The following is a 24,179-nucleotide window of genomic DNA, read 5'->3' as shown; positions in this document are numbered from 1 at the left end:
ACCAGCACCTCCTTCTTCTCCGTTTGCAGTTGCCGGCGCTCGCACGCCGGCCGCCCCATGAAAAACCAGGTTCAACTCATCACCTATGTCGACCGCCTGCCGGGCGGCACCTTCACGGCGCTGCAGGCCCTGCTGAAGGGCCCGTTGCAAGGGCTGTTCGGCGGCGTGCACCTGCTGCCTTTTTTCGACCGCATCGACGGGGCGGACGCCGGCTTCGACCCGATCGACCACCTGCGCGTGGACCCGCGCCTGGGCAGCTGGGAGGACGTGGCCGAGCTGGGCCGGAAGGTGGACCTGATGGTGGACGTGATCGTCAACCATGTGTCCTCGCATTCACCGCAGTTCAGCGACTACCTGGCGCATGGGGCGGAGTCACCCTACGCCGGCATGTTCCTCACCCTGCGCAGCGTGTTTCCGCATGGGGCCACCGAGCGCAACCTGCTGGACATCTACCGCCCGCGCCCGGGCCTGCCGTTCACCAGCTTCACCTTGCACAGCGGCGAACGCCGGCTGCTGTGGACCACCTTCACCGGCGAGCAGATCGACATCGACGTGCACCACCCGGCAGGGCGGCAATACTTGAGCGACATCCTCGCCACCTTGAGCCGCAGCGGCGTGCGCATGGTGCGGCTGGACGCCGTGGGTTATGCGGTCAAGAAGGCGGGCACGTCGTGCTTCATGCTGCCCGAGACCTTCGACTTCATCGCCGAGCTGTCCGCCGAAGCCACGTCACTGGGCATCGAGGTGCTGGTGGAAATCCACTCGCACCACCGCACCCAGATCAAGGTGGCCGGCCGCGTGGGCTGGGTGTACGACTTCGCGCTTCCGCCGCTGCTGCTGCATGCACTGGCCTTCGGCACGGCCGTGCCCTTGAAGCGCTGGATCGCCATGCGGCCGACCAATGCCATCACCGTGCTGGACACACACGACGGCATCGGCATCATCGACATCGGCGCCGACCGCAGCGTGACGCCGGCGCGGCCAGGGCTGGTGCCCGATGACGAACTGGACCAGCTGGTGGAGCACATCCACCAGGCCAGCGGCGGGCAAAGCCGGCTGGCCACCGGCGCGGCCGCGTCCAACCTGGACCTGTACCAGGTGAACTGCACCTACTACGACGCGCTCGGACGCAAGGATGTGGACTACCTCATCGCGCGCGCAGTGCAGTTCTTCCTGCCCGGCGTGCCGCAGGTGTACTACGTGGGCTTGCTGGCAGGGGAGAACGACATGGTGCTGCTGGGGCGCACGGGGGTAGGGCGCGACATCAACCGCCAGCGCTTCGATGCGGCTGCGTTCGACACCGCCTTGGCCAAGCCGGTGGTGCGGCAGTTGTTCGACCTGATCCGGCTGCGCAACACGCATCCCGCCTTCGCGGGGACCTTCAAGCTGCACGAAACCGGGGACAACGCGCTGCACCTGAGCTGGAGCAGCAAGGATGCGCAGATCGAGCTCGTGGTCGATCTACGCACTCGGGCGCATGGAATCCGGTCCCGTCTGCCGGGCGCAGAGGAGCAGCTGATCCGCTTCGGTGCTTGACCGGGACCTGACGGCGATTCCCTCAGCCTTCAACGGTGTTGACGCCAATAAGCGGAGGAATATACTCCGCTTATGCGAGAGCTTGCCGAGAACGGCAACAGGGAACGCCATGCGTGCCGATGCGCAAAGGAACCGCCAGCGCCTTCTGGACGTCACGATCGAACTCATCCTTGAAGCGGGCGGTGAGCCGTCACGCGACGCCATCGCGGAGCGCGCCGGCGTGGGCATCGGCACGCTCTACCGCCACTTCCCGGATCGTCAGGGGTTGCTCCACGCCGTGGCGCGCCATGCGCTCGAAAGAAGCATCAGCGCGGGCGAGGCCATCGCACAGAGCAAGTTGAACGGGGTGGACGCGCTGCGCCGCTACATGCACGCGGCCCTGGACAACGGGATCGGAGTGGTGAACATCATTCACCCGCTCCTCGAAAAACGCGATTGGCCCGACCTCCGCGCCCGTGCCGCGGCGCTCCTCAAAACGCTGGTCGCGCGCGCTGCGCACGACGGGAAACTGGGCAACGATGTCTCGGAACGCGACATCGTGTTCGCCACGATCCGCTTTGCCAGGCCGCTTGCCATCGGTTTGCCCGTTGGCCAAGAACGCGCCATCGCCCACCGGCACCTGGATTTCTACATTGATGGCCTGTGCAGGCCGAAGGGCGGCCAAACCGGCCACACGCGCAAATGAAGCCAGAGCTCGATTCCGGCCCGTTCTTTCACGGCACCAAGGCGGACTTGCGCGTGGGCGACCTGCTCACCGCCGGCTTCACGTCCAACTACCAGGACGGCCTGGTGATGAACCACGTCTACTTCACCGCGCTGAGCAAGGGCGCCGGCCTGGCCGCCGAGATGGCCAGGGGCCCCGGCAAGCCACGGGTCTACATCGTCGAGCCCACCGGCGAATACGAGAACGACCCCAACGTGACGGACAAGAAGTTTCCCGGCAACCCCACGCGCTCCTACAGAAGCCGGCATCCCTTGAGGGTCGTGGGTGAGATCGAACGCTGGGAGCCGTTCGATGCCGAGTTTGTCCAGGAGCTCAGGCGCCGTGTCCAGGAGGGCATGGGCGAGATCCTCAACTAGGCCGCTTCTGGATGCGCGACAATGTGCATTATGTTAAATGCTCTATGCGCCACCTGTCCCGAGCCGCGCCTTCGCCTGGCCCCGCCGATCTCTTCACCCGTCACAGGCCGCTCCTGTACAGCGCCCGGAACTCCGAGCGGTCATCACGTTCATCGCGCTCGAGGCCGGTGCTACAGTGCGCCGCTGCGCGCCGCGCCACCCTGCGACCTTGTGCCTGCGCCGAACCTCCGTGCCCACATCGAAGCCGACACTCCCTCGCGCGACACCACCCAGGACTCGACGCCGAAGCGACGCACCCACGCTGCTGGACGTTGCGCGTGCAGCCGGCGTGTCGGAAATGGCCGCTTCATCCGCGCTGAACGGGGGGCGTCGTGGCTCGGCGCGCGTGTCGACCGAGACACGTGAGCGCGTGCTGGCGGCCGCAGAGCAGCTGGGGTTCCGGCCGAACGCGACCGCGCGCGCGCTGGCCAACCGTCGCACGAATGCCATCGGCTTCGTCGCCAACTTCCTGGGCGAAGAGCCCAACCTTTACTTCCTCGAAGTGTTCAGTGGTGTCATTCAAGGTGCCACTGCCGCCGGCCAGACAACGGCCGTCTTCACGCTGAACGACTGGGCGGAAGCTCCGGCGCGTCTTCCGGCCCTGTGCGATGGCCGCGTTGATGGTCTCATCCTGCTCGGCCCGCGTCTCCAGGATGATGGTTCCGCTTGGTTGCCGCGGCACACGCCGATGGTGTCGGTGCAGGCCGACCGATCAGTCAACGGAGCCGTGAACGTCGAGTCGGACGACGAGTCCGGCGCTCATGGGATGGTGCAACGGCTGCTTTCCATGGGGCACCGCCGCATCCTGTACGTGGCTGGGCCGTCGGACCTTTCGGGCCCGAACTTGCGCGTCCATGGCTACATGCGCGCACATGCCGAAGCCGGCGTCAAACCCGCGGCCGGCCACGTGGTCCGCGCGCCGCTGTCCATCGAGGGCGGCCGTGAAGCGATGCAGGACTGGCTGCGGCGCCACCGTGGCCGGCAGTTGCCGCAAGCGGTGTTCGGAGGCAACGACGCCATCGCGTTCGGCTGCGCGGAAGTGCTGCGCGCCCGGGGTCTGCGTGTGCCCGATGACGTCTCCGTCGTGGGCTACGACCACACGTTGATGGCGCGCTGGGTGCAGATGGCCACCGTGCGCCAGCCTCTGCACGAGCTCGGACGGCGCGCCGTCGAAGAGCTGGTGCGGCGCATCGACACGTCGCACCAAGGTGAGCCCCACGCCGGGCCATCCAGCATCGTCCTGCCCACCGAGATCGTGCCTGGCGCCACGCTGGCCCCACCACGGCGGTCTTCTCTGACCATCACCTGACCGTGAGCCGCCGGCCAGGCGTCCGCGGTCGCGCGGACGCCTGAATAGGTGTTTTCCTGAGCCAATTTATTCGACCGTCGAACTATTATCCGTTCACGCTGATATAGCGCTATATCGCCACCGGACGATCATCGTGAACCAAGGCTGCCGAGATGGTCATGTTCTACCAGCGCATGGCCGAGGCGACAGCCAGGCGTCACCTGCTGCTGGACCTTCACGGCGCACCCGCATGCTGGTCGGGCCGATGGACTACACGCCCGGCGGTTTCCGCAACGCCACGCCGCAGGGCTTCGAGTTGCGCGCAGTGATGCCGCAGACGCAACCACGCGCGGCCAGGCGCTGGCGACGTACGTGCTGTATGACGGCCCCGTGACCGGCGCCGCAGCGCTCTCGACATTCAAACTGAAACCCGGTTTTCCCCCATGAAGTACAGCAGACAGCTCACCGTTCTTTCCCTCGTCGCCGCCACGCTCGTGGCGGGCTGCGGTGGGGGCGGCGGCAGCGGCGGCAGCGGCGGCGGCACGCCGCCGCCACCCCCACCCCCGGTGGACGGCGGTGGCAGCACCGCGACCGCTACCACGTGGAAGAGCGTGAAGTTCGGCGGCGGCGGCTACGTCACCGGCCTCATCTACCACCCGACCACCGCCAACCTGCTGTACGCCCGCACCGACATCGGCGGCGCCTACCGCTGGAACCCGCCCACCTCGTCCTGGACTCCCATCACCGACGGCCTGGGTTTCGGGGCCGCCGAGAGCAGGTACCACGGCATCGAGAGCATCGCCCTCGATCCCAACAACGACCAGCTGGTGTACATGGCCACCGGCATGTACACCTTCGAAGGCAACGGCCGCCTGTACATCTCCAGTGACCGCGGCGACACCTGGACCTTTGTGAGCCTGCCTTTTGCGCTGGGCGGCAACAACGCCGGCCGCGCCATCGGCGAGCGCATGGTGGTCGATCCGAACAAGCCCTCGACGCTGTTCTACGGCTCCCGCGAGGCCGGCCTGTGGAAGAGCACCGACTCGGGCCGCACCTGGGCCCAGGTCACTGCGCTGTCATCGGTGAAGCTGAGTGCCGACCAGATCAAGGCCGCAGGCGGCAGCGGCATGGGCGTGGGCCTGGTCGTCTTCGACACCGGCACCAAGGGCAGCGGCACGGCCACCCAGACCCTCTATGCCGCGATCAATCCGGACTACGTCGGCGCGGCCGGCCTCAGCTCGAGCCTGTACAAGTCCACCGACGCCGGCGCCTCGTGGAGCCCGGTGGCGACCCCGGTCTCCGGCATGCACATCCCCCACATGGTGCGCGCTGCCGACGGCGTCTTCTACGTCGTCTTCACGAAGGACGCCGGGCCGGGCGCCGGCGGTCCTGGGCGCCTCTACAAGTTCGATGGCGGCAACTGGACCTTGCTCAAGAGCGTCGACCCGACGCAGTGGACGAACCCCGGCCTCGGCGGCCTGTCGGTCTCGGGCAGCGGCGCGACCACCCGCATTGCATTGGGCGTCAGCAACACCTGGGGCAACTTCAGCGGCCAGCAGATCGTGCAGCTGTCCGACGACGGCGGCCTGAACTGGCGCGAGATCGAAGCGACGATGCCTGGCGACATCGCCTCCGGCTGGGTCGATGACGTCGAGATCGATCCGTCCAACCGCGAGCACATCCTGCACGTGCACGGCGGTGGCGTCGTCGAGACCCAGAATGCCTCCTCGCTCACGCCCACCTGGAACGGCACCATCGAGGGCATCGAGGAGATCGCCGTCCAGTCCCTCGTCACGCCGCCGGCCGGCGCGCCCTACCTGCTGGTCAACAGCTCCGGCGACGTCGGCGCCTGGGTCCACACCGACCTCACCAAGGCCCCCACGCTGAACCCCGGCACGGGTTGGAGCAACGCCAACAGCGCCGACATCTCCTGGGCCGATCCGAACTACATCGCCGGCATCGGCCGGATCAATTCGAACGGGGCCGGCACCGGCTACTGGTCGGGCGACGGCGGCAAGACCTGGGCGACGTTCGCCACCCTGCCCCCCGGCGGGGCGACCCACACCGAAGGCCCGTCGAGCATTGCGGTCACCGCGCGCAACAAGGCGGTATGGGCGCCTTCCGACTCGGTGCCCTACTACACCACCGACAACGGCGCCAGCTGGACGGCCACCAACCTCCCTGCGCTGCCCAGCGTCGCCCAGGGCTGGAGCCGCGGCTATCGCCTGGTCGCGGACCGCAAGAACCCGAACAAGGTGTATGCCTACGATTCGGGCGGCGCGTCCTGGGGCACGGCAGGCAAGGTGTACGTGTCCACCGATGGTGGCCACAGCTTCACGCTGAGCGCTGGCTCGGAGGCGGCCAACCTGGCGCCCAACGCCTGGTGGGCCACCTCGATCGCGGTCAACCCCAACGCCGACGGCGACCTCTGGCTGGCCGACGGCAACACCGTCTACCGCTCGAGCGATTCGGGCGCCACCTGGACCAAGCTCGGCAACTTCGCGTCGGGCAACGGCACGCAGGGCGTCAGCGCGGTGGCGCTGGGCAAGGCCAAGGCCGGCGCGGTCTACTCGGCCGCGGTGTACGTGGTGGGCACGGTCAACGGCGTGTGGGGCGTGTACCGCTCCGACGATGGCGGCGCTACCTGGACCCGCTTCAACGACGAGGCCCACCAGTTCGGCGGCATCGGCGTGATGGCGGCCGACCAGAACGTGTACGGCCGCATCTACGTCAGCGGCACCGGCCGAGGGTTGCTGTACAGCAACTGAAACCTTGCCCTCCCGCCCGACGCATCACATGACCACTACGACCTCGCCCGAAGCACCGGGCCGGCGCGGTTTCGTGCGCGCTGCGGTGGGCGGCGTCCTGGCCGCGCTGGCGGGCTGGCCGAAGCCGGCGGCCGCAGCGCGGCGCGCGACTATGCGCTGGACGAGTTTTCGCTGTTCGTGCGCGCCGGTTCTCTCGTGCCGCTGGGCCCGGTGGTGCAGCACACCGGCGAGCACGCCGATGCGCCGTGTGAGATCCGCATCTACCCCGGCGCCGACGGCCGCTTCACGCTCTACGAGAACGACGGCGAGACCTACGCCTACGAGCGCGGCGAACGCGCCACCACAGCGTTGCGCTGGGACGATGCGCAGCGCAGGCTGCATATCGGCACGCGGCAGGGGCGCTATCCGGGCATGGCCGCGCGGCGCCAGGTGCGCGTGCGCGTGATGGCGTCCCCGGGCGAGGCTGAACAGACCCGCACATTGCAATACGAAGGCCGCGCACTCGCGCTGCACTTCCGCTCCCGATGACAAGAGACCGGAAAAACCGATGAAGAAGACCACCCTCCCCGTTTTGCTGACCCTGCTGGCCGCAACCGCTCACGCCGAAGTGCGCCTGGCCACCGTGTTCGGCGACCACATGGTGCTGCAGCGCGATCGCCCGCTGCAGTTCTGGGGCCAGGCCACGCCCGGCCAGACCCTGAGCGTCGAGTTCGCCGGCCGCAAGGCCAGCACCCGCGTGGGCGCCGATGGCCGCTGGCGCGTGCAGCTGCCCGAGCTTCCGGCCGGCGGTCCGCACCGCCTGCGCGTCATGGGCGACCAGACCGTCGAGCTGAACGATGTGCTGATCGGGGACGTGTGGCTGCTGGGCGGCCAGTCCAACATGGAGTGGCCGCTGGCACAGACCGACACCGGCCCGCAGGAAGTGGCGACGCCGCAGAACGCGCAGCTGCGCCACCTGCGCGTGCCGCTGCGCGCAAGCGTGAAGCCCGAGGCCGAGATCGCGCCGGCGCCCTGGGTGGTGGCCGAGCCCGGCAAGGTGGGGGAGTTCAGCGCCGTCGGCTACCACTTCGCCAAGCAGATGCAGGCGGTGCAGGGCGTGCCGATCGGCCTGATCAACACCGCCTGGGGCGGCTCGATGCTGGAGACCTGGGTACGGCGCGACGCGGCGCTGCAGGACCCCGACCTCGCGCCCGCGGTGCGCGCGCTGCCGGCCGAGAACGCACTCTTCAGCAACGGGCTGCGCCAGCGCGTGCAAGGTCGCGTTGCCGCCTGGCAGCCGGGCCTGCCGGTGCAGGGCGCGGACGCGGGCGGCTGGGCCGCCGCGCGCGACCACATCGACGCCAACTGGCCGACGCTGAAGGCGCCGGGCCTGTGGGAAGCCCAGGGCCTGGCCGACCTCGACGGCGTCGTGTGGATGCGCAAGCGCATCGAACTCAGCGCCGCCCAGGCCGCCGGTGCGGCCGAGCTGCACCTGGCCAAGGTGGACGACTGCGACGAGACCTGGGTCAACGGCCAGCGTGTCGGCGGCCAGTGCGGCTGGGAGCTGCCGCGCCGCTACGCGCTGCCCGCCGGCCTGCTGCGCGCGGGCGCCAACTGGCTCGCCGTGCGCGTCACCGACACCGGCGGTGGCGGCGGCTTTCATGGCGAGGCAGCCGACCTCCGCCTGGACACCGCCGCCGGCAGCGTCTCCCTGGCCGGCGCCTGGCGGGCGCGCGTCGAGCAGATCACCGCCGCGTCCGGCCCCGTGGCAAACGACGCGCCGACTCTGGGCCACAACGGCCTGATCGCGCCGCTGCAGGGGCTGTCCGTGCGCGGCGTGCTCTGGTACCAGGGCGAGGAAAACGCGGGCCGCGCGGCCGCCTACGCCGAGAGTTTCAAGCGCCTGATCCAAGACTGGCGCCACCAGTTCGGCGACCCGAACATGCCCTTCCTCTTCGTGCAGCTGGCCGCCTGGTCCCCGCTGGCCGACAACCGACCCGACGGCAACGGCTGGGCCGAGCTGCGCGCCAGCCAGGCCGCGGCCCTGGCGCTGCCCCACACCGGCATGGCCACGGCCATCGACGTGGGCGACGCGGTCGACATCCACCCGCGCAACAAGCGCACCGTCGGCCAGCGCCTGGCCGCGCTGGCGCTGCACGAGCTGGGCCTGCGCGCCGCGCCGGCCGGCGGCCCGCGCCTGCTGGGCCATGAGGCGAAGGGCGGCGAGCTCCGCCTGCGCTTCGGCGACACCGCCGGCGGCCTGCGCACCGCGCGTGCCGGCGAGCCGCTGCGCGGCTTCTACCTGGCCGGCGCCGACCGCCGCTGGGTGCCTGCGGAGGCGCGCTTCGAGGGCGACTCCATCGTGCTGCGCAGCCCTGCGGTGCTGGTGCCGGTGGCCGCCCGCTACGCCTGGGTCAACAACCCCAGCGAAGCCAACATCGTCGGCGGCGACGGCCTGCCGCTGGCGCCGCTGCGCACCGACGACTGGCCGCTGGAATCGGCCGGGCGGCGGTACGGACGCTGATCGCGCGAAAGGTCCCCGCGTATGCACGCCATCACCCGACTCGTCACTTTGGCGCGGGCGCCCCGAGGAGCCCGCATGACATCGTCCCCCACTGGCCGCCTGCGCAAATCCCTGGCCGCGCTCGGCGCGCTGCTGCTGCAGGCCCTGACCCAGGTACACGCCGGCGACCCGGCGCCAGCCCCATTGCCAACGGTGGCGCCCCAAGCGGCCGGCTTTTCAGCGCAGCGGCTGGAAGTGCTGCATCGCCGCATCGCAAGCGAGGTCGCTGCCGGCCGGTACTCCGGCTGCATCGTGCTGATCGCGCGCGACGGCAAGATCGTCGACTGGCGCGCGCACGGCTGGCAGAACATCGACAGCCGGGCGCCGCTGAAGAAGGACTCCATCGTCCGCATCTTCTCGATGTCCAAGATCGTGACCTCGGTGGCCGTGCTCACGCTGCTGGAGGATGGGCGCCTGAAGCTGGACGATCCGGTGGAGAAGTACCTGCCTGCGCTGAAGGACAGGCAGGTCGTGGTGGGCGGTGCCGCGGATGCTCCGCGGCTGGAGCCCGCGCGGCGGCCGGTCACGATCCGCGACCTGCTCACCCACACCTCCGGCTACTACTACGACGAACCCTGGTCCGCCGACGCCCTGCCCGCGGCGCTGATGCAGCGCGCCAGGCTGTGGAAGGCGGCCAACCTGGATGACTTCATCGCGCGCCTGGCAACCGTGCCGCTCCACGAGCAGCCCGGCACGCGCTATCGCTACGGCGTCAGCACCGACATCCTGGGCGCCATCGTCGAGAAGGCCTCTGGCCAGCGTCTGGACGCATACCTGCGCGAGCGCATCTTCGGCCCGCTCGGCATGGTGGACACCGGCTTCTGGGTACCGAAGGAAAAGCTTGCGCGCCTGGCCACCGTCTACGAGCGCGACGACCAGGGCCGGCTGGTGCCGAGCGGATGGGCCAACGCCAACGAAGCGGGCCCCGGCCACGGCATCCTGAGCGGCGGCGGTGGCCTGTACTCGACGGCAGCCGACTACCTGCGCTTCGCCCAGATGCTGCTCGACGGCGGGCAGCTCAATGGGGTTCGCATCCTCGGCCGCAAGACGGTGGCGCTGATGACCGCCGACCACCTGAAGCACCTCGCCGATCCGCATCCGTTCGGCGCACCGGGCCAGGGCTTCGGCCTTGGCGTGCGGGTGCTCAACGACCCCGGCGACGGCTTCACCCTCGGCTCGCCCGGCGCCTTCGGCTGGGAAGGCGCAGCCACGACCTTCGTGCAGGTCGACCCGCGGGAACGCACCGTCGCATTGCTGCTGCTCCAGCACCTGCCCTACAACCAGGACGACGTGATCGCGCGGTTCATCAACAGCTACTACGCAGCGCTGGACGACGCGCCGCGCTGAACCACGCCCTTTCCGTTCCACGCCCTTCTTTCCAGAGGACCTTTCATGCATTCGCTGTTCCGACGCGCCGTTTACGCCGTCGCCCTGCTCGGCGTCATCGCCGCCGCGCCCGCCCAGGCCCATGAGACCCTCAAGCTCGACGCGCCCAAGCCGAACGTGGCGCCCACGCCGCCGATGGGCTGGAACTCGTGGAACAAGTTCGGCTGCAACGTCAGCGAGCAGCTGGTCCGCCAGCAGGCCGAGGCGATGGCAGCTTCGGGCATGAAGGCCGCCGGCTATCAGTACGTCGTCATCGACGACTGCTGGCAGAAGAGCCGCGATGCCGACGGCAACATCCAGGCCGACCCCGAGCGCTTCCCCAGCGGCATCAAGGCGCTGGCCGACTACGTGCATTCCAAGGGGCTGAAGTTCGGGCTCTATTCCGACGCCGGCTCGCTCACCTGCGGCGGCCGCCCCGGCAGCGCCGGCCACGAGTTCCAGGACGCGCGCCAGTACGCCAGGTGGGGCGTGGATTACCTCAAGTACGACTGGTGCCACACCGGCACCCGCAACGCCGAGGCCGCCTACACCATCATGGCCAAGGCGCTGCGCGAGTCCGGCCGCGACATCGTGCTGTCGATCTGCGAATGGGGCACCGACCATCCCGAGCGCTGGGGCCCGACGGTCGGCCACCTGTGGCGCACCACCGGCGACATCTATGACGCCTGGGAAGGCAAGAAGGAATGGTCGCACGGCATGACGAACATCCTCGACATGCAGGCCGAGCGCGAGCGCCCCTCGGCACCCAACGCCTGGAACGACCCGGACATGCTGGAAGTCGGCAACGGCGGCATGACGACGACCGAGTACGAGGCGCACTTCTCGCTGTGGGCCATGCTGGCCGCCCCGCTGATCGCCGGCAACGACCTGTCGAGGATGGACGCCGACACGCGCCGCATCCTGACCAATGCCGACGTCATCGCCATCGACCAGGACCCGCTGGGCCAGCAAGGGCGGCGCATCCTGAAGGAAGGCGACCTCGAGATCTGGGTGCGCGCGCTCAAGGGCGGCGAGCAGGCGGTGGTGTTGTTCAACCGTGGCAAGACACCCGCCGACATGAAAGTGGGTTGGGACCTGCTCAGGCTCCCCGCGGGCCAGAAGGCCGACGTGAAGGACCTGTGGAGCAAGAAGCTCACGAAGAACGTCATCGGCAGCTACGGCGGCAAGGTCGCCCCGCACGGCGTGATCATGCTGCGCATCACGCCGGTGCTCTGATGGCGATCATGCGCCCGGGCCGCATGGGCGCTGCGATGAAGGCCGCCTGCCGACTCTCGGCCCTGGCGGTCGCCGGCTGCCTGCTGGCCGGCGCGGCGCGGGCCGCGGAGCCGGTCAGCGACGAGCTGCGCTCGGCCCTCAAGCCATCCACCGCCGACCCGACGCTCGCCCCCGACCTGCTGCTGCCCGCGCAGGACATGGCCTGGTGGCGCGACGCCAAGTTCGGCGTCTTCGTGCACTGGGGGCTGTACGCCATTCCCGCCAAGGGCGAGTGGCACATGTTCAACGACAAGGTGCCGGCGGCCGAGTACGCCAAGCTCGCACAGCAGTTCAATCCGCAGCACTACGACCCCGACGCCTGGGCCGCGCTGGCGCAGGACGCCGGCGCGCGCTACATGGTGCTCACCGCCCGCCACCACGACGGCTTCTCGCTGTTCGCCAGCAGGGCCAGCCACGGCCAGTTCGATGCGCCGCATTCGGCGGCGAAGCGCGACCTCGTCGCGCCCTGGGTGCAGGCGGTGCGCCGGCAGGGCCTGCGCGTGGGCCTGTACTACTCGCCGCTGGACTGGCGCTTCCCGGCCTACTTCCACCCCAAGGACATGCCGGAGAACGCGAGCGCCTTCAAGCAGCAGACCTACGGCCAGGTCGAGGAGCTGATGCGCGAGTACGGCCGCATCGACATCCTCTGGTACGACGGCGGCTGGCTGGCCCACCAGGGCACCGATGCCGACGCCGCCTGGTTCTGGGAGCCCGACAAGCTCAACCGTCTCGTGCGGCGCCACCAGCCCAAGGTGGTGATCAACCCGCGCTCGGGCTGGCAGGGTGATTTCGACGTGGAGGAAGGCGACGCCCCGATCAAGGGCCCGATCCGCGCACGGCCCTGGGAGAAGACCTTCTCGATCAATGGTGCCTGGGGCTACGTGCCGGAAGGCCAGGTGAAAAGCACCGACTTCTTGGTGACCATGCTGGTCGATGCGATCGTGCGCAACGGCAACCTGCTCGCCAACGTGGGCCCGGATGCCGACGGCGTGATACCGCCCAAGCAGAGCGAGACGCTGCGCGGCGTCGGGCGCTGGCTGCAGCGTTACGGCCAGGCGGTGTACGGCACGCGGCCCGGGCCGCTGCAGCCGGTCGATGGCGTCCACGGCATGACGCAGCGCGGCGACCGCTGCTACCTCTTCGTGACGCGCTGGCCGGCTGGCGAACTGCAGCTGCCTATGTTGCCCCGGCAGGTGACCGGGGTGCGCAACCTCTCTGGCGACGAAGTGGCATGGCGCGACGGGCCGCACGGCCTCACCGTGTCCGTGCCCGCGCCGCAGCGCGGCCTGCCGGTCACGGTGCTGGAACTCCGCACCTCAGCAAGACCTTGATGAAACCACTCTCCGAAAACCCCTCAGGAGTCAAGATGAAGACCCATCAGCTGTTGTCCACCGTTGCCCTGGCCTTGTGCGCGGGCGCAGTGACGCCCACCACGGCAGCCGAGCCGGCCGTGGCCACCCTTACCGTGAGCGCCGAGGCGGCCGGCCCGCGCATCGAGCCGGAGGTCTACGGCCATTTCGCCGAGCACCTGGGCACCGGCATCTATGGCGGCCTGTGGGTGGGCACCGATTCGAAGATCCCCAACACCCGCGGCTGGCGCAACGACGTGGTGCAGGCGCTGCGCAAGCTGGGCGTGCCGGTGGTGCGCTGGCCCGGCGGCTGCTTCGCAGACGACTACGACTGGCGCGACGGCATCGGTGCCCCGGCCAAGCGCCCCGCGCGGCTGAACAAGATCTGGGGCAACGTTGTCGAGCCCAACCGTGTGGGGACGCACGAGTTCATGGACCTGACCGAACAGCTCGGCGCCGAGGCCTACCTCGCGGGCAACATGGGCTCGATGCCGCCGCGCGCGATGGGGCAGTGGCTGGAGTACCTCACCTCCGATAGCAAGTCGGCCCTGGCCGAGGAGCGCCGCGGCAACGGCCGCGACATGCCCTGGAAGGTCAAGTACTTCGGTGTCGGCAACGAGAGCTGGGGCTGCGGCGGCAACATGCGGCCCGAGTACCAGGCCGACCTGCACAACCAGTACTCGACCTTCCTGCACGCGCCGGTGGTGCGCGTGGCCTCGGGCGACGGCCAGGGCAACGACCACCTGATCGAGCTGCTGATGGAGCGCTCCGGCCCGCAGATGGACGCGCTGACGCTGCACTACTACACGATGCCGGGCGATTGGTCCAAGCATGGCAGCGCCACCGGCTTCAACGCACAGGAGTGGGCCAAGACGCTGAAGAGCGCGATGGGGATCGAGCCGCGCATCGCGGCCGTGAGCCGCCTGATGGACAAGCACGACCCGAAGCAGCGCATCGCGCTGTACGTGGATGAATGGGGCACCTGGTTCGACCCCGAGCCCGGCTCTCCCCCCGGCTTCCTGCAGCAGCAGAACTCGCTGCGCGACGCGCTGGTGGCGGCGCTGTCGTTCAATGCCTTCCACCGCCACACCGACCGCGTGAAGATGGCCAACATCGCGCAGATGGTCAACGTGCTGCAGGCGCTGGCGCTCACCGACGGCCCGCGCATGGTGCTCACGCCCACCTACCACGCGTTCGATCTCTACAAGTCGTTCCGCGGCGCCACGCCGCTGAAAGCGCAGCTGAGTGCGCCGCTGTGGCACGAAGGCGATGTCGAACTGCCGGCTGTTGACGCGTCGGTGGCGCGAGCGGTCGACGGCAGCACGGTGCTGGCGCTGGTCAACCTCGATCCGCAGCGCCGCGCGCGCGTGCAGACCAACCTCACTGGCGCGGCGCGCGGCCGGGTGATCACCGCAGCCGCCATGGACGCGCACAACACCTTTGGGCAACCGAACGCCTTGGTGCCGGTGCCCTACGGTGCCGGGGCCACTGGCACGCCGCTGGCACTCGACTTGCCGCCGAAGTCGGTGGTGGTCGTCAGTCTCCAGCGATGAAGGGCTGCATGCCTCGCGATGGCCGGCTGCGACAGCCCATCCCCCGAAAATCGACGCCAGGCGGCGCATTGCGGCCCTTGAACGCCGCCCAGCGGCGCTGCGGTGAATCGACACTGGGTCTTTGAACTCACCGTGTGGCGTTCCCATGATCCTCAGGCTCGGTCTTCTGGCTGGCGACTTTCAACTCGACCCCCTGGCGGCGAACCGGCCCGCGCTTGCGTTCATCGCGCCGCTGTACCAGACGCTGTTGAGAAAGAACAGGTTCAGCGATCCACCCACTCCGGGTTTGAGTCGCCTGCCTGACATATCGGCCGACGGCCTGGAGTGGCGCCTTCCGTTGTTGCCCGCTTCCTTCGATGATGGCCGGCGTGTCACGCCTCGTGATGTGGTCCATTCACTGTCGAGGCACCTGCAGCCAGGGTCGCCTTCCATCCTCGGGCCCACGCTCATAGGTCTGCTGCAGCGTGGCGGTTCCCTTCGAGCCGATGGCACGTCGCAGAGCCTTGACGCCGACGAACCTGCGAACACCGTGGTGCTTCGTCTTTCGGCGCCCTACCCTGCGCTCGAGGAACTGCCGGCCCATCCGGCAATGAGCATCGCGCGGCCACGGCCGGACAGGTCGATTGCAGGGTCAGGCCAGTGGAAGGTGCGGCATGCATCTGCCGTCGGGGCCGCCCTTGAATGCGCGCGCGGTGCAAACAAGGGAAGGCAGCATGCCCTGGTGGCGCAGCCGGGTGTGGAGGGTCTCGCGCGAACGCTCGACCAGGGGCCCACCTGCTGGCCGAGCACCTCGGCAGGGCTGTGGCAGTCACGCTGCAGCGCGTCCAGCAATTGAACGTCAAAGCGGTCGAGGTCCGGGCTGTTTGCCATGGGTCAAGCGCTACTTCCATGAAGGCGAAGGAGCTGGCGATGAATGGTATGGGAGCCAGGGGCCAACCCCTGGCCGGCCCTCTTGCAGGTGCCCATGCCGGCGCGCATACTGCCCAGTGGCAGCGGTCAGCCTCGGGCGCCCGCGCAGTCGAAGTGGCGCCCCGCCCGCCGGTGCAAGCACCTGGTGTCGCCACAGCATGGTTCCAACCACCCCCTTCACACGCCTGCCGCGCCGGCGACGGCTGTTGCGCTGCGTCGCCGTGGCGCTGTGCATGGCGGCGGCCCTGGCCAACAGCGCGCTCGCCAAGGACCGGATCACCTGGGGCGTGCCCCATGCCGCGCCCAACCAGATCGTGGACGGGCCGGACAAGGGCCAGGGCATCCGCGACCAGATCCAGCTGCTGCTCCAGGAGCGGCTTGTCCGCTTCGACCACCAGACGGTCGTCGCCACGTTTCCGCGCATCCAGAACGAGATGCGCAAGGGCGACCTCTGGTGTTTTGTCGGCAGCCCGCGCAGCGCGGCGCTGGAGGAGTTTGCCGTCTTCTCGATCCCGGCGCAGCTCTCGCTGCCGCGCCGCATCATCGTCCGGAAGAAGGATCTGCCGCGCTTCAGCGCCTTTGGCGAGCTGTCCCTCGACGCCTTGCTCGCCAATGGCTCGATGCAGACGAGCTTCGGCCGCGGCGTAGCGTTCGGGCCCGCCATCGAGGCGCTGCTGGCCCGCTACCAGCCGCCCTCGCATGCCGACGACACCGATGCGCTTCGCATGCTGCTGGCCGGGCGCATCGACTACCTGTATGTGTACCCGGTGTTTGCCACCTACACGGCGCGCAAGCTCGGCCACGACGGTGAGCTGGTCGGCCTGCCCTTTGCGGAAATGACCGAGGCCGTGCTGGGCCGGGTGATGTGCGCGGACACCGCGCCGGGCCGGCAGGTGATCGGCGATGTGAATGCCATCCTCCGGGAGGAACGGCCGAAGGCGCGCTACCGCAAGATCATGGAGCTGTGGCAGGACGACGAGGGCGTGCGCGAGATTCGCCGCCTGTACGACACCAAGTTCCTCAGCGCAGAGTGAGCCGTGCAGGCAGCCAGCCGGTCCGGCTCACTCGTGAACGACCGCCCGGAGGTGCGCCTTGGCCACCCCTGCCCCGCACGATGACGCAGCCGATTCGGCGGTAGGGCTGCGGGATTCGATCGCCGCTCGGCTGCTGCGCATCATCTTCGGCGCCTATCTCGCGGTGGCGGTCGTCGTCACCTGCCTCCAGCTGGCGCTGGAATACCGCAACACCGAAGACCGCGTGGTGGAAGAGATCCAGGCCATGCAGCAGACCTTCGGCCGCGCCCTCTCCGACGCGATGTGGAACTACAACACGGAGGTGCTGCGCGGGATCGCCTCCGGGATCAAGGAGATCCCGATCGTCCAGGGCGTGAGGATCGACGACGAGAACGGCGCCCTGGTGCATGCGCAGGGCCTGCTGCGCGACGCGCAGGGTCGCCGCCTGAGCGCCGCGTCAGACGGGCGCCTTTCCCCAGTGGCGCAGAAGCAGGGCCTTTTCGACGAGCCGCTGAGCCGCGAGTACCCCATCCTCTACACGGACGAGCACGGCACCCAGCGCGTGATCGGCCGGTGGACCGTGTTTTCCAACCGCCAGGTCGTCGTGAACCAGGTGAAGTACGCCTTCGTCCTGATCCTGGTGAACGCGGTCCTCAAGACGCTGGCGCTGTGGTTCATCTTCCTCTACGTCGTCCGCCGCTGGCTGGGGCGCCCGCTGCAGCAGCTGAGCGAGTTCGTGGGCAGGCTGAACATCGACAACCTGGGCGGCAAGCCTTTCGTGCTGGAGGATTCCGGCCGCCATGAGCTGCACCTGCTGGCGAGCAAGATCAATTCGATGGTGGAAGGCCTGCGCGCCTCGATCGCAAAGAACGCGGCGCTCTACGAGCACCTGCGGCAGGAGAACGCCGAGCGCCGGAGCGCGGAGGACGCCCTGCGCAGCAGCGAGCAGCGCCTGCGCTCCATCATCGACAACTCGCCGGCGGTCGTCTACCTGAAGGACCTGCAAGGGCGCTACCTCATGGTGAACCGCCGGTACGGGCAACTGCACCACGTCGACGCGCTGGCCATCGAAGGCAGGACCGATGTCGATCTCTATCCGGCCGAGCGGGCCGCGGCCTACCAGGCCGTCGACCGCAAGGTGCTGGCCGCGGGCGCGGCGCAGCAGGCCGAGGAACTGGTGCCGCTGGACGATGGCCCGCACACCTTCGTCTCGGTGAAGTTCCCTCTGCGCGACGGCAGCGGCAGGGTCTACGCGGTGTGCGGCATCTCCACCGACATCACCGAACGCAAACGCGCGGAAGAGGCGCTGCGCCGCAGCGAAGAGAAGTACCGCAGCATCGTCGAGGGTGCGTTGGAAGGCATCTTCCGCGTCTCGATGGAGGGGCGGGTGCTCAGCGCCAACCCGGCCGGTGCGCGCATGCTCGGCTACGACAGCGTGGACGAGGTGCTGCGCAAGGTGACCGACCTGGCAAACCAGGTCTATGCGCACCCCGAGGACCGCGAGCGCATCCTGTCCACCCTGGTGGCCTACGGGGCGATTTCCAACCAGGAGCTGAAACTGCGCCATGCCAAGGGCCAGACCTTGTGGGCCTCGTTCAGCGCGCGGCTGGTGCGCGACGAGGCGGGCCGACCGGTCTTCATCGAGACCTTTGCCAGCGACGTCACCGCGCGCAAGCTGGCCGAGGCCGAGCTCAAGCGCAGCCACGAGCGCCTGGAAGAGCTGGTGGCCGAGCGCACCGCCGAGCTCACCCGGGCGAAGGAGCTGGCCGACGTGGCCAACCAGGCCAAGAGCGCGTTCCTGGCCAACATGAGCCACGAGTTGCGCACGCCGCTGAACGCCGTGCTCGGTTTCGCGCAGCTCCTCCAACGCGATGACGGCCTCAATGAGCGCCAGCGGCGAGGCCTGGGCACCATCGAGAAGAGCGGCGAGCACCTGCTGGCGCTGATCGACGACGTGCTCGACCTGGCAAAGGTGGAAGCGGGCAAGCTCGAGCTGCTGCCGGAGCCGGTCGAACTGCGCGCGTTCCTGGACCTGACGGCCGAGATCATCCGCGTGAAGGCGGTCGACAAAGGCCTGCGCTTCGTGGTCGACCTTCCCGCCGGGCTGCCGGGCGCCGCCTGTTTCGACGCCAAGCGCTTGCGCCAGGTGCTGCTGAACCTGCTGAACAACGCGGTCAAGTTCACCGACCAGGGCCACGTGACGCTGCGCGTGCGTGCCATGGGGCGGGCCGACGCACAGGTGCGCCTGCGCTTCGAGGTCGAGGACAGCGGCGTGGGCATCGCGCCGGAAGCGGTGGCCGCCATCTTCATGCGCTTCGAGCAGGTGGGCGACGCGACACGGCGTGCGCACGGCAGTGGCCTGGGGCTGGCCATCAGTCGGCAGCTGGTGCTGCTGATGGGCGGCGACATCCATGTCGACAGCCAGCCGGGCCGGGGGAGCCGATTCTGGTTCGAGCTGGCGCTGCCGGTGGCACCCGCCCGCGCACCGGGTATCGCCGCCCCGGGCCCGCCGGGCCAGGCCATCACCGGCTACCTGGGGTCGCGCTGCAAGGTGCTGGTGGTGGACGACAACGCGGCCAATCGCGCCACCATCACGGAGTTCCTGGCGCCGCTGGGGTTCGAGGTGACCGAGGCGGACAACGGCCAGGCGGGGTTGGAGCGCGCCCAGGCTGCGCCGCCGGACCTGATCCTCATGGACTCGGCCATGCCCGTCATGGGCGGCCGCGAGGCCACCCATCGCCTGCGCCAGCTGCCGCAGTGCAGCGGCGTGCCGATCATCGTGGTGTCGGCCAACGCGACCAACACCGAACGTCAGGACATCCTGGCAGGTGGCGCCAGCGCCTATCTGCCCAAACCGGTGAACCTGGACCAGCTGCTGGCCGAAATCGGCGCGCTGCTGCGGCTGGACTGGCGCTTCGGCCCCCGCTCCGCCCAGGCTGCCGGCCCGCCCACGCCACCGGCCAACGCGCGCTCATGAAGCTGCGCGGCGCCCTGACCGGCGCCTGATCGGGCCTGTGTGTCCGCTTGGACAAAAAGCGCCTACACGCCGGAAAAACGAGGCCGGCACAGGTGGGCGGCGTCCACCTGCTGCGCGAAGGACGCGGCGAGGAAGTCGACGAACGCCCGCACCCTGGCGGCACGCTGGTGCCGTTGCGGGTACACCGCGTAGATGTCGGCGTCCGGCGTGTCGTACTGCGGCAGCACCTGCACCAGGCGGCCGTTGCGCAGGTAGCGCTCGATGTCCCATTGCGCGCGCATCAGGATGCCCAGGCCGTCCAGCGCCCAGCTGACGGCGATCTCACCGTCGTTGGTGGTGAGGTTGCCGCGCGTCTTGATCGTTTCGGTGCTCGCATGCCGCCCGCGGCCGGTGGACAGTTGCCAGACGCCGTACGCCTGCTCCCCCTGCCGGATACCGATGCAGTTGTGGCGCGCCAGCTCATGCGGCCCGCGCGGCGTGCCGTGCTTGCGCAGGTAGGCCGGGCTCGCGCACAGCAGGCGCCGGTTGGGCGCGAGCAGGCGGGCCACGATGCGTGAGTCCGGCGGCTGGCCGAACCGCACGCACACGTCGTATGCATCCTCCGAGATCGGCGGCGGGTCCACCGACAGCTGCAGCTGCACCTGCACATCGGGGTGCTTGCGCACGAAGCGCGAGATCAGCGGCCCGACGTGGCTGCGGCCGAAGCCGAGAGTGGCGTTCACGCGCAGCAGGCCCTTGGGCGTTTCCTTCGAGACGCCGAGCAACTGCTCCATGTCGTCGATCTCGGCCAGGATGCGGCGCGCATGCTCCAGGTACAGCTCGCCCTCGGGCGTGAGGCCCATGCGGCGCGTGGTGCGGTTCACCAGCGACAGGCCCAGGCGCGATTCGATCTGCGCCAGGTGCTTGCTGACCGCCGGCGTGGTGATGCCGAGTTCGCGCGCGGCCGCGCTCAGGCTGCCCGCAGCGGCCAGCACGGAGAAGAACCGCAGGTCTGTGGGCTGGATCGCTTTCGCCATGGGTCGGCTCGATTGTTAGCTTCAGGTGAATGATGGGTTGAGCCCGAGCGTGCCGCAAGCGGGCGTCGCGTTCCTACAGTCCGCCCATCGATTGATTCTTTGCGGAGCGACCAGCATGAAGACCTACTCCATCGCCACCATCCCGGGCGACGGCATCGGCAAGGAGGTGGTGCCGGCCGGCCAGCAGCTGCTGCAGGCCGTGGCGGCGAGCAACGACCGCTTTCGCTTCGAGTTCGAGAACTTCGACTGGGGCGGCGACCACTACCGCGAGCACGGCACCATGATGCCGGAGGACGGGCTGGATGCGCTGCGCGGCAAGGACGCCATCCTGTTCGGCTCGGCCGGCGACCCGCACATCCCGGACCACATCACGCTGTGGGGCCTGCGCCTGAAGATCTGCCAGGGCTTCGACCAGTACGCCAACGTGCGGCCCACGCGCATCCTGCCCGGCATCGACGCGCCGCTGAAGCGCTGCCGCGCCGAGGACCTGAACTGGGTGATCGTGCGCGAGAACTCCGAGGGCGAGTACTCCGGCGTGGGCGGCCGGGTGCACCAGGGTCACCCGATCGAGACCGCCACCGACGTGAGCATCATGACCCGCGTGGGCGTGGAGCGCATCCTGCGCTTCGCGTTCCGCCTGGCGCAGGCCCGCCCGCGCAAGCAGCTGACGGTGGTGACCAAGAGCAACGCGCAGCGCCACGCGATGGTGATGTGGGACCAGATCGCCGCCGAGGTGGCACGCGAGTTCCCCGACGTGCGCTGGGACAAGGAGCTGGTCGATGCGATGACCGCCCGCATGGTCAACAAGCCGGCCACGCTGGACACCATCGTCGCCACCAACCTGCATGCCGACATCCTGAGCGACCTGGCTGCCGCGCTGGCCGGCAGCCTGGGCATCGCGCCCACCGGCAACATTGACCCGGAGCGCCGCTACCCCTCGATGTTCGAGCCCATCCACGGCTCGGCCTTCGACATCATGGGCAAGGGCGTGGCCAACCCGATCGGCACCTTCTGGTCGGTGGTGATGCTGCTGGAGCACCTGGGCGAGCACGAGGCCGCCGGCGCGGTGATGTCCGCCATCGAGCAGGCGACCGCCAACCCCGCCCTGCACACCGGCGACCTGGGGGGCCAGGCCACCACGGCGCAGGTGACGCAGGCGGTGTGCGAGCTGGTGGGCGCGCGCCGCCGGCCCGCGTGAGGGCCATCGCGTGAGCATGGGCTCCCCCCGCCGGCTGCTGCGGGCGATGTTCGACGCCGCGGTGGCGGCCGCACAGCCGGCGCTGCGGGTGCCGCCGTTCCTGCCGCCGCCGCCCCGGGCCCGCACCATCGTGATGGGCGCGGGCAAGGCGTCGGCCGCGATGGCGCAGGCGGTGGAGGCCCATTGGCCCGGGCCGCTGGAAGGCCTGGTCGTCACCCGCCACGGCCATGCCGTGCGCTGCGGCCGCATCGAGGTGGTGGAAGCCGGCCACCCGGTGCCCGATGCCGCCGGCGAGGCGGCGGCACGGCGCCTGATGGCGCTGGCGCGCGGTCTGGGCGAAGACGACCTGGTGCTGGGCCTGTTTTCCGGCGGTGGCTCGGCGCTGCTGCCGTTGCCTGCCGAAGGCTTGGCGCTGCACGACGAACAAAGCCTGAGCCGGCGGCTGCTGGCCAGCGGGGCGAGCATCGGCGAGATGAACTGCGTGCGCCGGCACCTGTCGGCCCTGCGCGGCGGCCGGCTGGCCGCGGCCTGCCACCCCGCACGCGTGGTCAACCTGCTGATCTCCGACGTGCCGGGCGACGACCCGGCCGACATCGCCTCCGGCCCCACCGTGGCCGACGCGACCACCTGCGCGGACGCGCTCGACATCCTGCGCCGCCATGCCATCGAGGTACCGCGGGCCGCGTGGTCGCTGCTCGAAAGCGGCGCGGCCGAAACCATCAAGCCGGCGGACCCGCGACTGCGACGCGTGCAGACGCACCTGGTGGCCACGCCGCAGCAGGCGCTGGACGCGGCCGCCGAGGTGGCGCGCCGGGCCGGGATGCAGGCCCACATCCTCGGCGACGCGATCGAGGGCGAGGCGCGCGACGTGGGCCGTTGCCTGGCAGCCATCGCCCGGCAGGTGGCGCGCCGGGGCGAGCCGTTCAAGCGGCCCTGCGTGCTGCTGTCCGGCGGCGAAACCACGGTCACCCTGCGTGGCCGCGGCCGGGGCGGCCGCAACGTCGAATTCCTGCTCTCGCTGGCCCTCGCGCTGCAGGGCGAACCCAACGTGCACGCCATCGCGGGCGACACCGACGGCATCGACGGGCTGGAGGAGATTGCCGGTGCGCTGCTTGCGCCCGACAGCCTGGCCCGCGCCCGCGCACAAGGCCTGGACCCACGCCGCATGCTCGACGACAACGACGGCCACGCTTTTTTCCAGGCCCTGGACGACTCGGTGATCAGCGGTCCCACGCTGACCAACGTGAACGACTTCAGGGCGATCTACATCGCATGACAGGAGACACCACCATGAAATGCCCACGCTCGACCCGCCGTGCCCTCGTGCTCGCCTTTGCCGCGGCGTTCGCCACACCCTGGGCGGCGGCGCAGGAGTGGCCGGCCAAGCCCATCACGCTGGTGGTGCCCTTCCCACCCGGCGGCACGACCGACGTGCTGGCCCGCGCGCTGGGCGAGAAGTTGCAGGCTGCGCTCGGCCAGCCGGTGGTGATCGAGAACAAGCCCGGTGCGGGCGCCACCCTGGGCGCCGACATCGTGGCCAAGGCCAGGCCCGACGGCTACACGCTGCTGATGGGCGCGGTGCACCACACCATCGCCACCAGCGTGTACAAGAAGCTGCCCTACGGCTTCGAAAAGGACTTTGCGCCCATCACGATGGTGGCCCTGGTGCCCAACGTCTGGACGGTGAGCGCCGACGCGCCGGCCAACGACGTGAAGTCGATGGTGGCCCTGGCCAAGGCCGCCAAGGCGCCCATGACCTACGGCTCCAACGGCATGGGCACCGCGCAGCACCTCATCGGCACGCAGGTGGCGGCGATGACCGGCATCGAGCTCGTGCACGTGCCCTACAAGGGCAGCGGCCCGCTGACCACCGACCTGATCGGGGGCCAGCTCAACATGTCGTTCGATACGCTCACGCCGGTGCTACCGCACATCAAGGCGGGCAAGCTGAAGGCCCTGGCCGTGACCACGGCCAAGCGCTCCTCCACACTGCCCCATGTGCCCACGCTCGAAGAGGCAGGCCTCAAGGGATTCGACCTGGGCACCTGGTTCGGCGTGCTGGCGCCGGCCGCCACGCCCAAGGAGGTCGTGGCGCGGCTGAACACCGAGATGGTGAAGATCATCCAGACGGCCGACTTCCGCCAGCGCATGCTGGAGATCGGCGCCGAGCCCATCGGCAATTCGGCCGCGGACATGGGCCGGCGTATCGCGGCCGACACGGCACGGTATGCCAAGCTGGTGAAGGATGCGAAGGTGACGCTGGAGTGAGCC

At 69.5% G+C, this 24,179-nt stretch carries 18 protein-coding genes; 17 read left to right on the top strand and 1 reads right to left on the bottom strand.

Annotated features, from left to right (window positions below; translation table 11 throughout):
- The first annotated feature begins 57 nt into the window (after positions 1-57).
- From gtfA to VPH43_RS21705, 14 genes are all read left to right on the top strand, one after another.
- Positions 58-1,536 (top strand): sucrose phosphorylase, encoded by a 1,479-nt coding sequence (gtfA, locus tag VPH43_RS21770; protein ID WP_328579864.1) that lies wholly within the window; start codon positions 58-60, stop codon positions 1,534-1,536.
- A gap of 109 nt (positions 1,537-1,645) precedes the next feature.
- The gene (locus tag VPH43_RS21765) at positions 1,646-2,221 is read left to right on the top strand and encodes a TetR/AcrR family transcriptional regulator (protein WP_328579863.1); all 576 of its coding nucleotides are present in this window, start codon (positions 1,646-1,648) and stop codon (positions 2,219-2,221) included.
- Complete coding sequence (gene arr / locus VPH43_RS21760) at positions 2,218-2,616, top strand: NAD(+)--rifampin ADP-ribosyltransferase (protein WP_328579862.1); 399 nt, start codon at positions 2,218-2,220, stop codon at positions 2,614-2,616. The genes VPH43_RS21765 and arr overlap by 4 nt, the downstream gene beginning before the upstream one ends.
- A 37-nt stretch (positions 2,617-2,653) precedes the next feature.
- The gene (locus VPH43_RS21755; RefSeq protein WP_328579861.1) at positions 2,654-3,964 is read left to right on the top strand and encodes a LacI family DNA-binding transcriptional regulator; all 1,311 of its coding nucleotides are present in this window, start codon (positions 2,654-2,656) and stop codon (positions 3,962-3,964) included.
- A 422-nt stretch (positions 3,965-4,386) separates the two neighbouring features.
- Complete coding sequence (locus tag VPH43_RS21750) at positions 4,387-6,711, top strand: VPS10 domain-containing protein (protein ID WP_328579860.1); 2,325 nt, start codon at positions 4,387-4,389, stop codon at positions 6,709-6,711.
- Between the two features lie 177 nt (positions 6,712-6,888).
- Positions 6,889-7,239 (top strand): DUF5110 domain-containing protein, encoded by a 351-nt coding sequence (locus VPH43_RS21745; protein ID WP_328579859.1) that lies wholly within the window; start codon positions 6,889-6,891, stop codon positions 7,237-7,239.
- Between the two features lie 19 nt (positions 7,240-7,258).
- Positions 7,259-9,214: a sialate O-acetylesterase gene (locus VPH43_RS21740; protein ID WP_328579858.1), complete on the top strand. Its 1,956-nt coding sequence runs from the start codon at positions 7,259-7,261 to the stop codon at positions 9,212-9,214.
- Positions 9,215-9,289: 75 nt separating this feature from the next.
- Positions 9,290-10,600, top strand: coding sequence for a serine hydrolase domain-containing protein (locus tag VPH43_RS21735; RefSeq protein WP_328579857.1), 1,311 nt, complete (start codon positions 9,290-9,292; stop codon positions 10,598-10,600).
- Between the two features lie 45 nt (positions 10,601-10,645).
- A complete protein-coding gene (locus tag VPH43_RS21730; RefSeq protein WP_328579856.1) occupies positions 10,646-11,854 on the top strand; it encodes a glycoside hydrolase family 27 protein in 1,209 nt (402 codons plus the stop codon).
- On the top strand, positions 11,854-13,224 hold the full coding sequence (locus tag VPH43_RS21725) for an alpha-L-fucosidase (protein WP_328579855.1): 1,371 nt from the start codon (positions 11,854-11,856) through the stop codon (positions 13,222-13,224). The genes VPH43_RS21730 and VPH43_RS21725 overlap by 1 nt, the downstream gene beginning before the upstream one ends.
- 35 nt (positions 13,225-13,259) lie before the next feature.
- On the top strand, positions 13,260-14,795 hold the full coding sequence (locus VPH43_RS21720; RefSeq protein ID WP_328579854.1) for an alpha-N-arabinofuranosidase: 1,536 nt from the start codon (positions 13,260-13,262) through the stop codon (positions 14,793-14,795).
- 145 nt (positions 14,796-14,940) lie between these two features.
- Entirely contained in the window at positions 14,941-15,630 is a 690-nt protein-coding gene (locus tag VPH43_RS21715; RefSeq protein WP_328579853.1) for an ABC transporter substrate-binding protein, read from the top strand.
- Positions 15,631-15,862: 232 nt separating this feature from the next.
- Positions 15,863-16,738 (top strand): ABC transporter substrate-binding protein, encoded by an 876-nt coding sequence (locus VPH43_RS21710; RefSeq protein WP_328579852.1) that lies wholly within the window; start codon positions 15,863-15,865, stop codon positions 16,736-16,738.
- A 58-nt stretch (positions 16,739-16,796) separates the two neighbouring features.
- Positions 16,797-19,694: a PAS domain S-box protein gene (locus VPH43_RS21705; protein WP_328579851.1), complete on the top strand. Its 2,898-nt coding sequence runs from the start codon at positions 16,797-16,799 to the stop codon at positions 19,692-19,694.
- Positions 19,695-19,756: 62 nt separating this feature from the next.
- Here VPH43_RS21705 and VPH43_RS21700 read toward each other — a convergent pair whose 3' ends face one another.
- Positions 19,757-20,710 (bottom strand): LysR substrate-binding domain-containing protein, encoded by a 954-nt coding sequence (locus tag VPH43_RS21700; RefSeq protein ID WP_328579850.1) that lies wholly within the window; start codon positions 20,708-20,710, stop codon positions 19,757-19,759.
- 115 nt (positions 20,711-20,825) lie between these two features.
- On the opposite strand from VPH43_RS21700, the gene VPH43_RS21695 reads away from it, so the two are divergent.
- From VPH43_RS21695 to VPH43_RS21685, 3 genes are read left to right on the top strand one after another with little or no spacing between them, the layout of a single operon-like run.
- Positions 20,826-21,908 carry a tartrate dehydrogenase gene (locus VPH43_RS21695; RefSeq protein WP_328579849.1) on the top strand — a complete coding sequence of 361 codons (1,083 nt, stop codon included), beginning with the start codon at positions 20,826-20,828 and terminating at the stop codon, positions 21,906-21,908.
- A 16-nt stretch (positions 21,909-21,924) separates the two neighbouring features.
- Positions 21,925-23,184: a glycerate kinase type-2 family protein gene (locus VPH43_RS21690; RefSeq protein ID WP_328579848.1), complete on the top strand. Its 1,260-nt coding sequence runs from the start codon at positions 21,925-21,927 to the stop codon at positions 23,182-23,184.
- A gap of 14 nt (positions 23,185-23,198) precedes the next feature.
- Complete coding sequence (locus VPH43_RS21685; RefSeq protein ID WP_328579847.1) at positions 23,199-24,176, top strand: tripartite tricarboxylate transporter substrate binding protein; 978 nt, start codon at positions 23,199-23,201, stop codon at positions 24,174-24,176.
- The last annotated feature ends 3 nt before the right edge of the window (positions 24,177-24,179 follow it).

Origin of the sequence: Ideonella sp. BN130291, assembly GCF_036231905.1 — a bacterium.
Taxonomy (GTDB): domain Bacteria; phylum Pseudomonadota; class Gammaproteobacteria; order Burkholderiales; family Burkholderiaceae_C; genus CAMLIZ01.
Note: the sequence above shows the minus strand (reverse complement) of the source record. Positions and strands in the feature narration are given on the sequence as shown.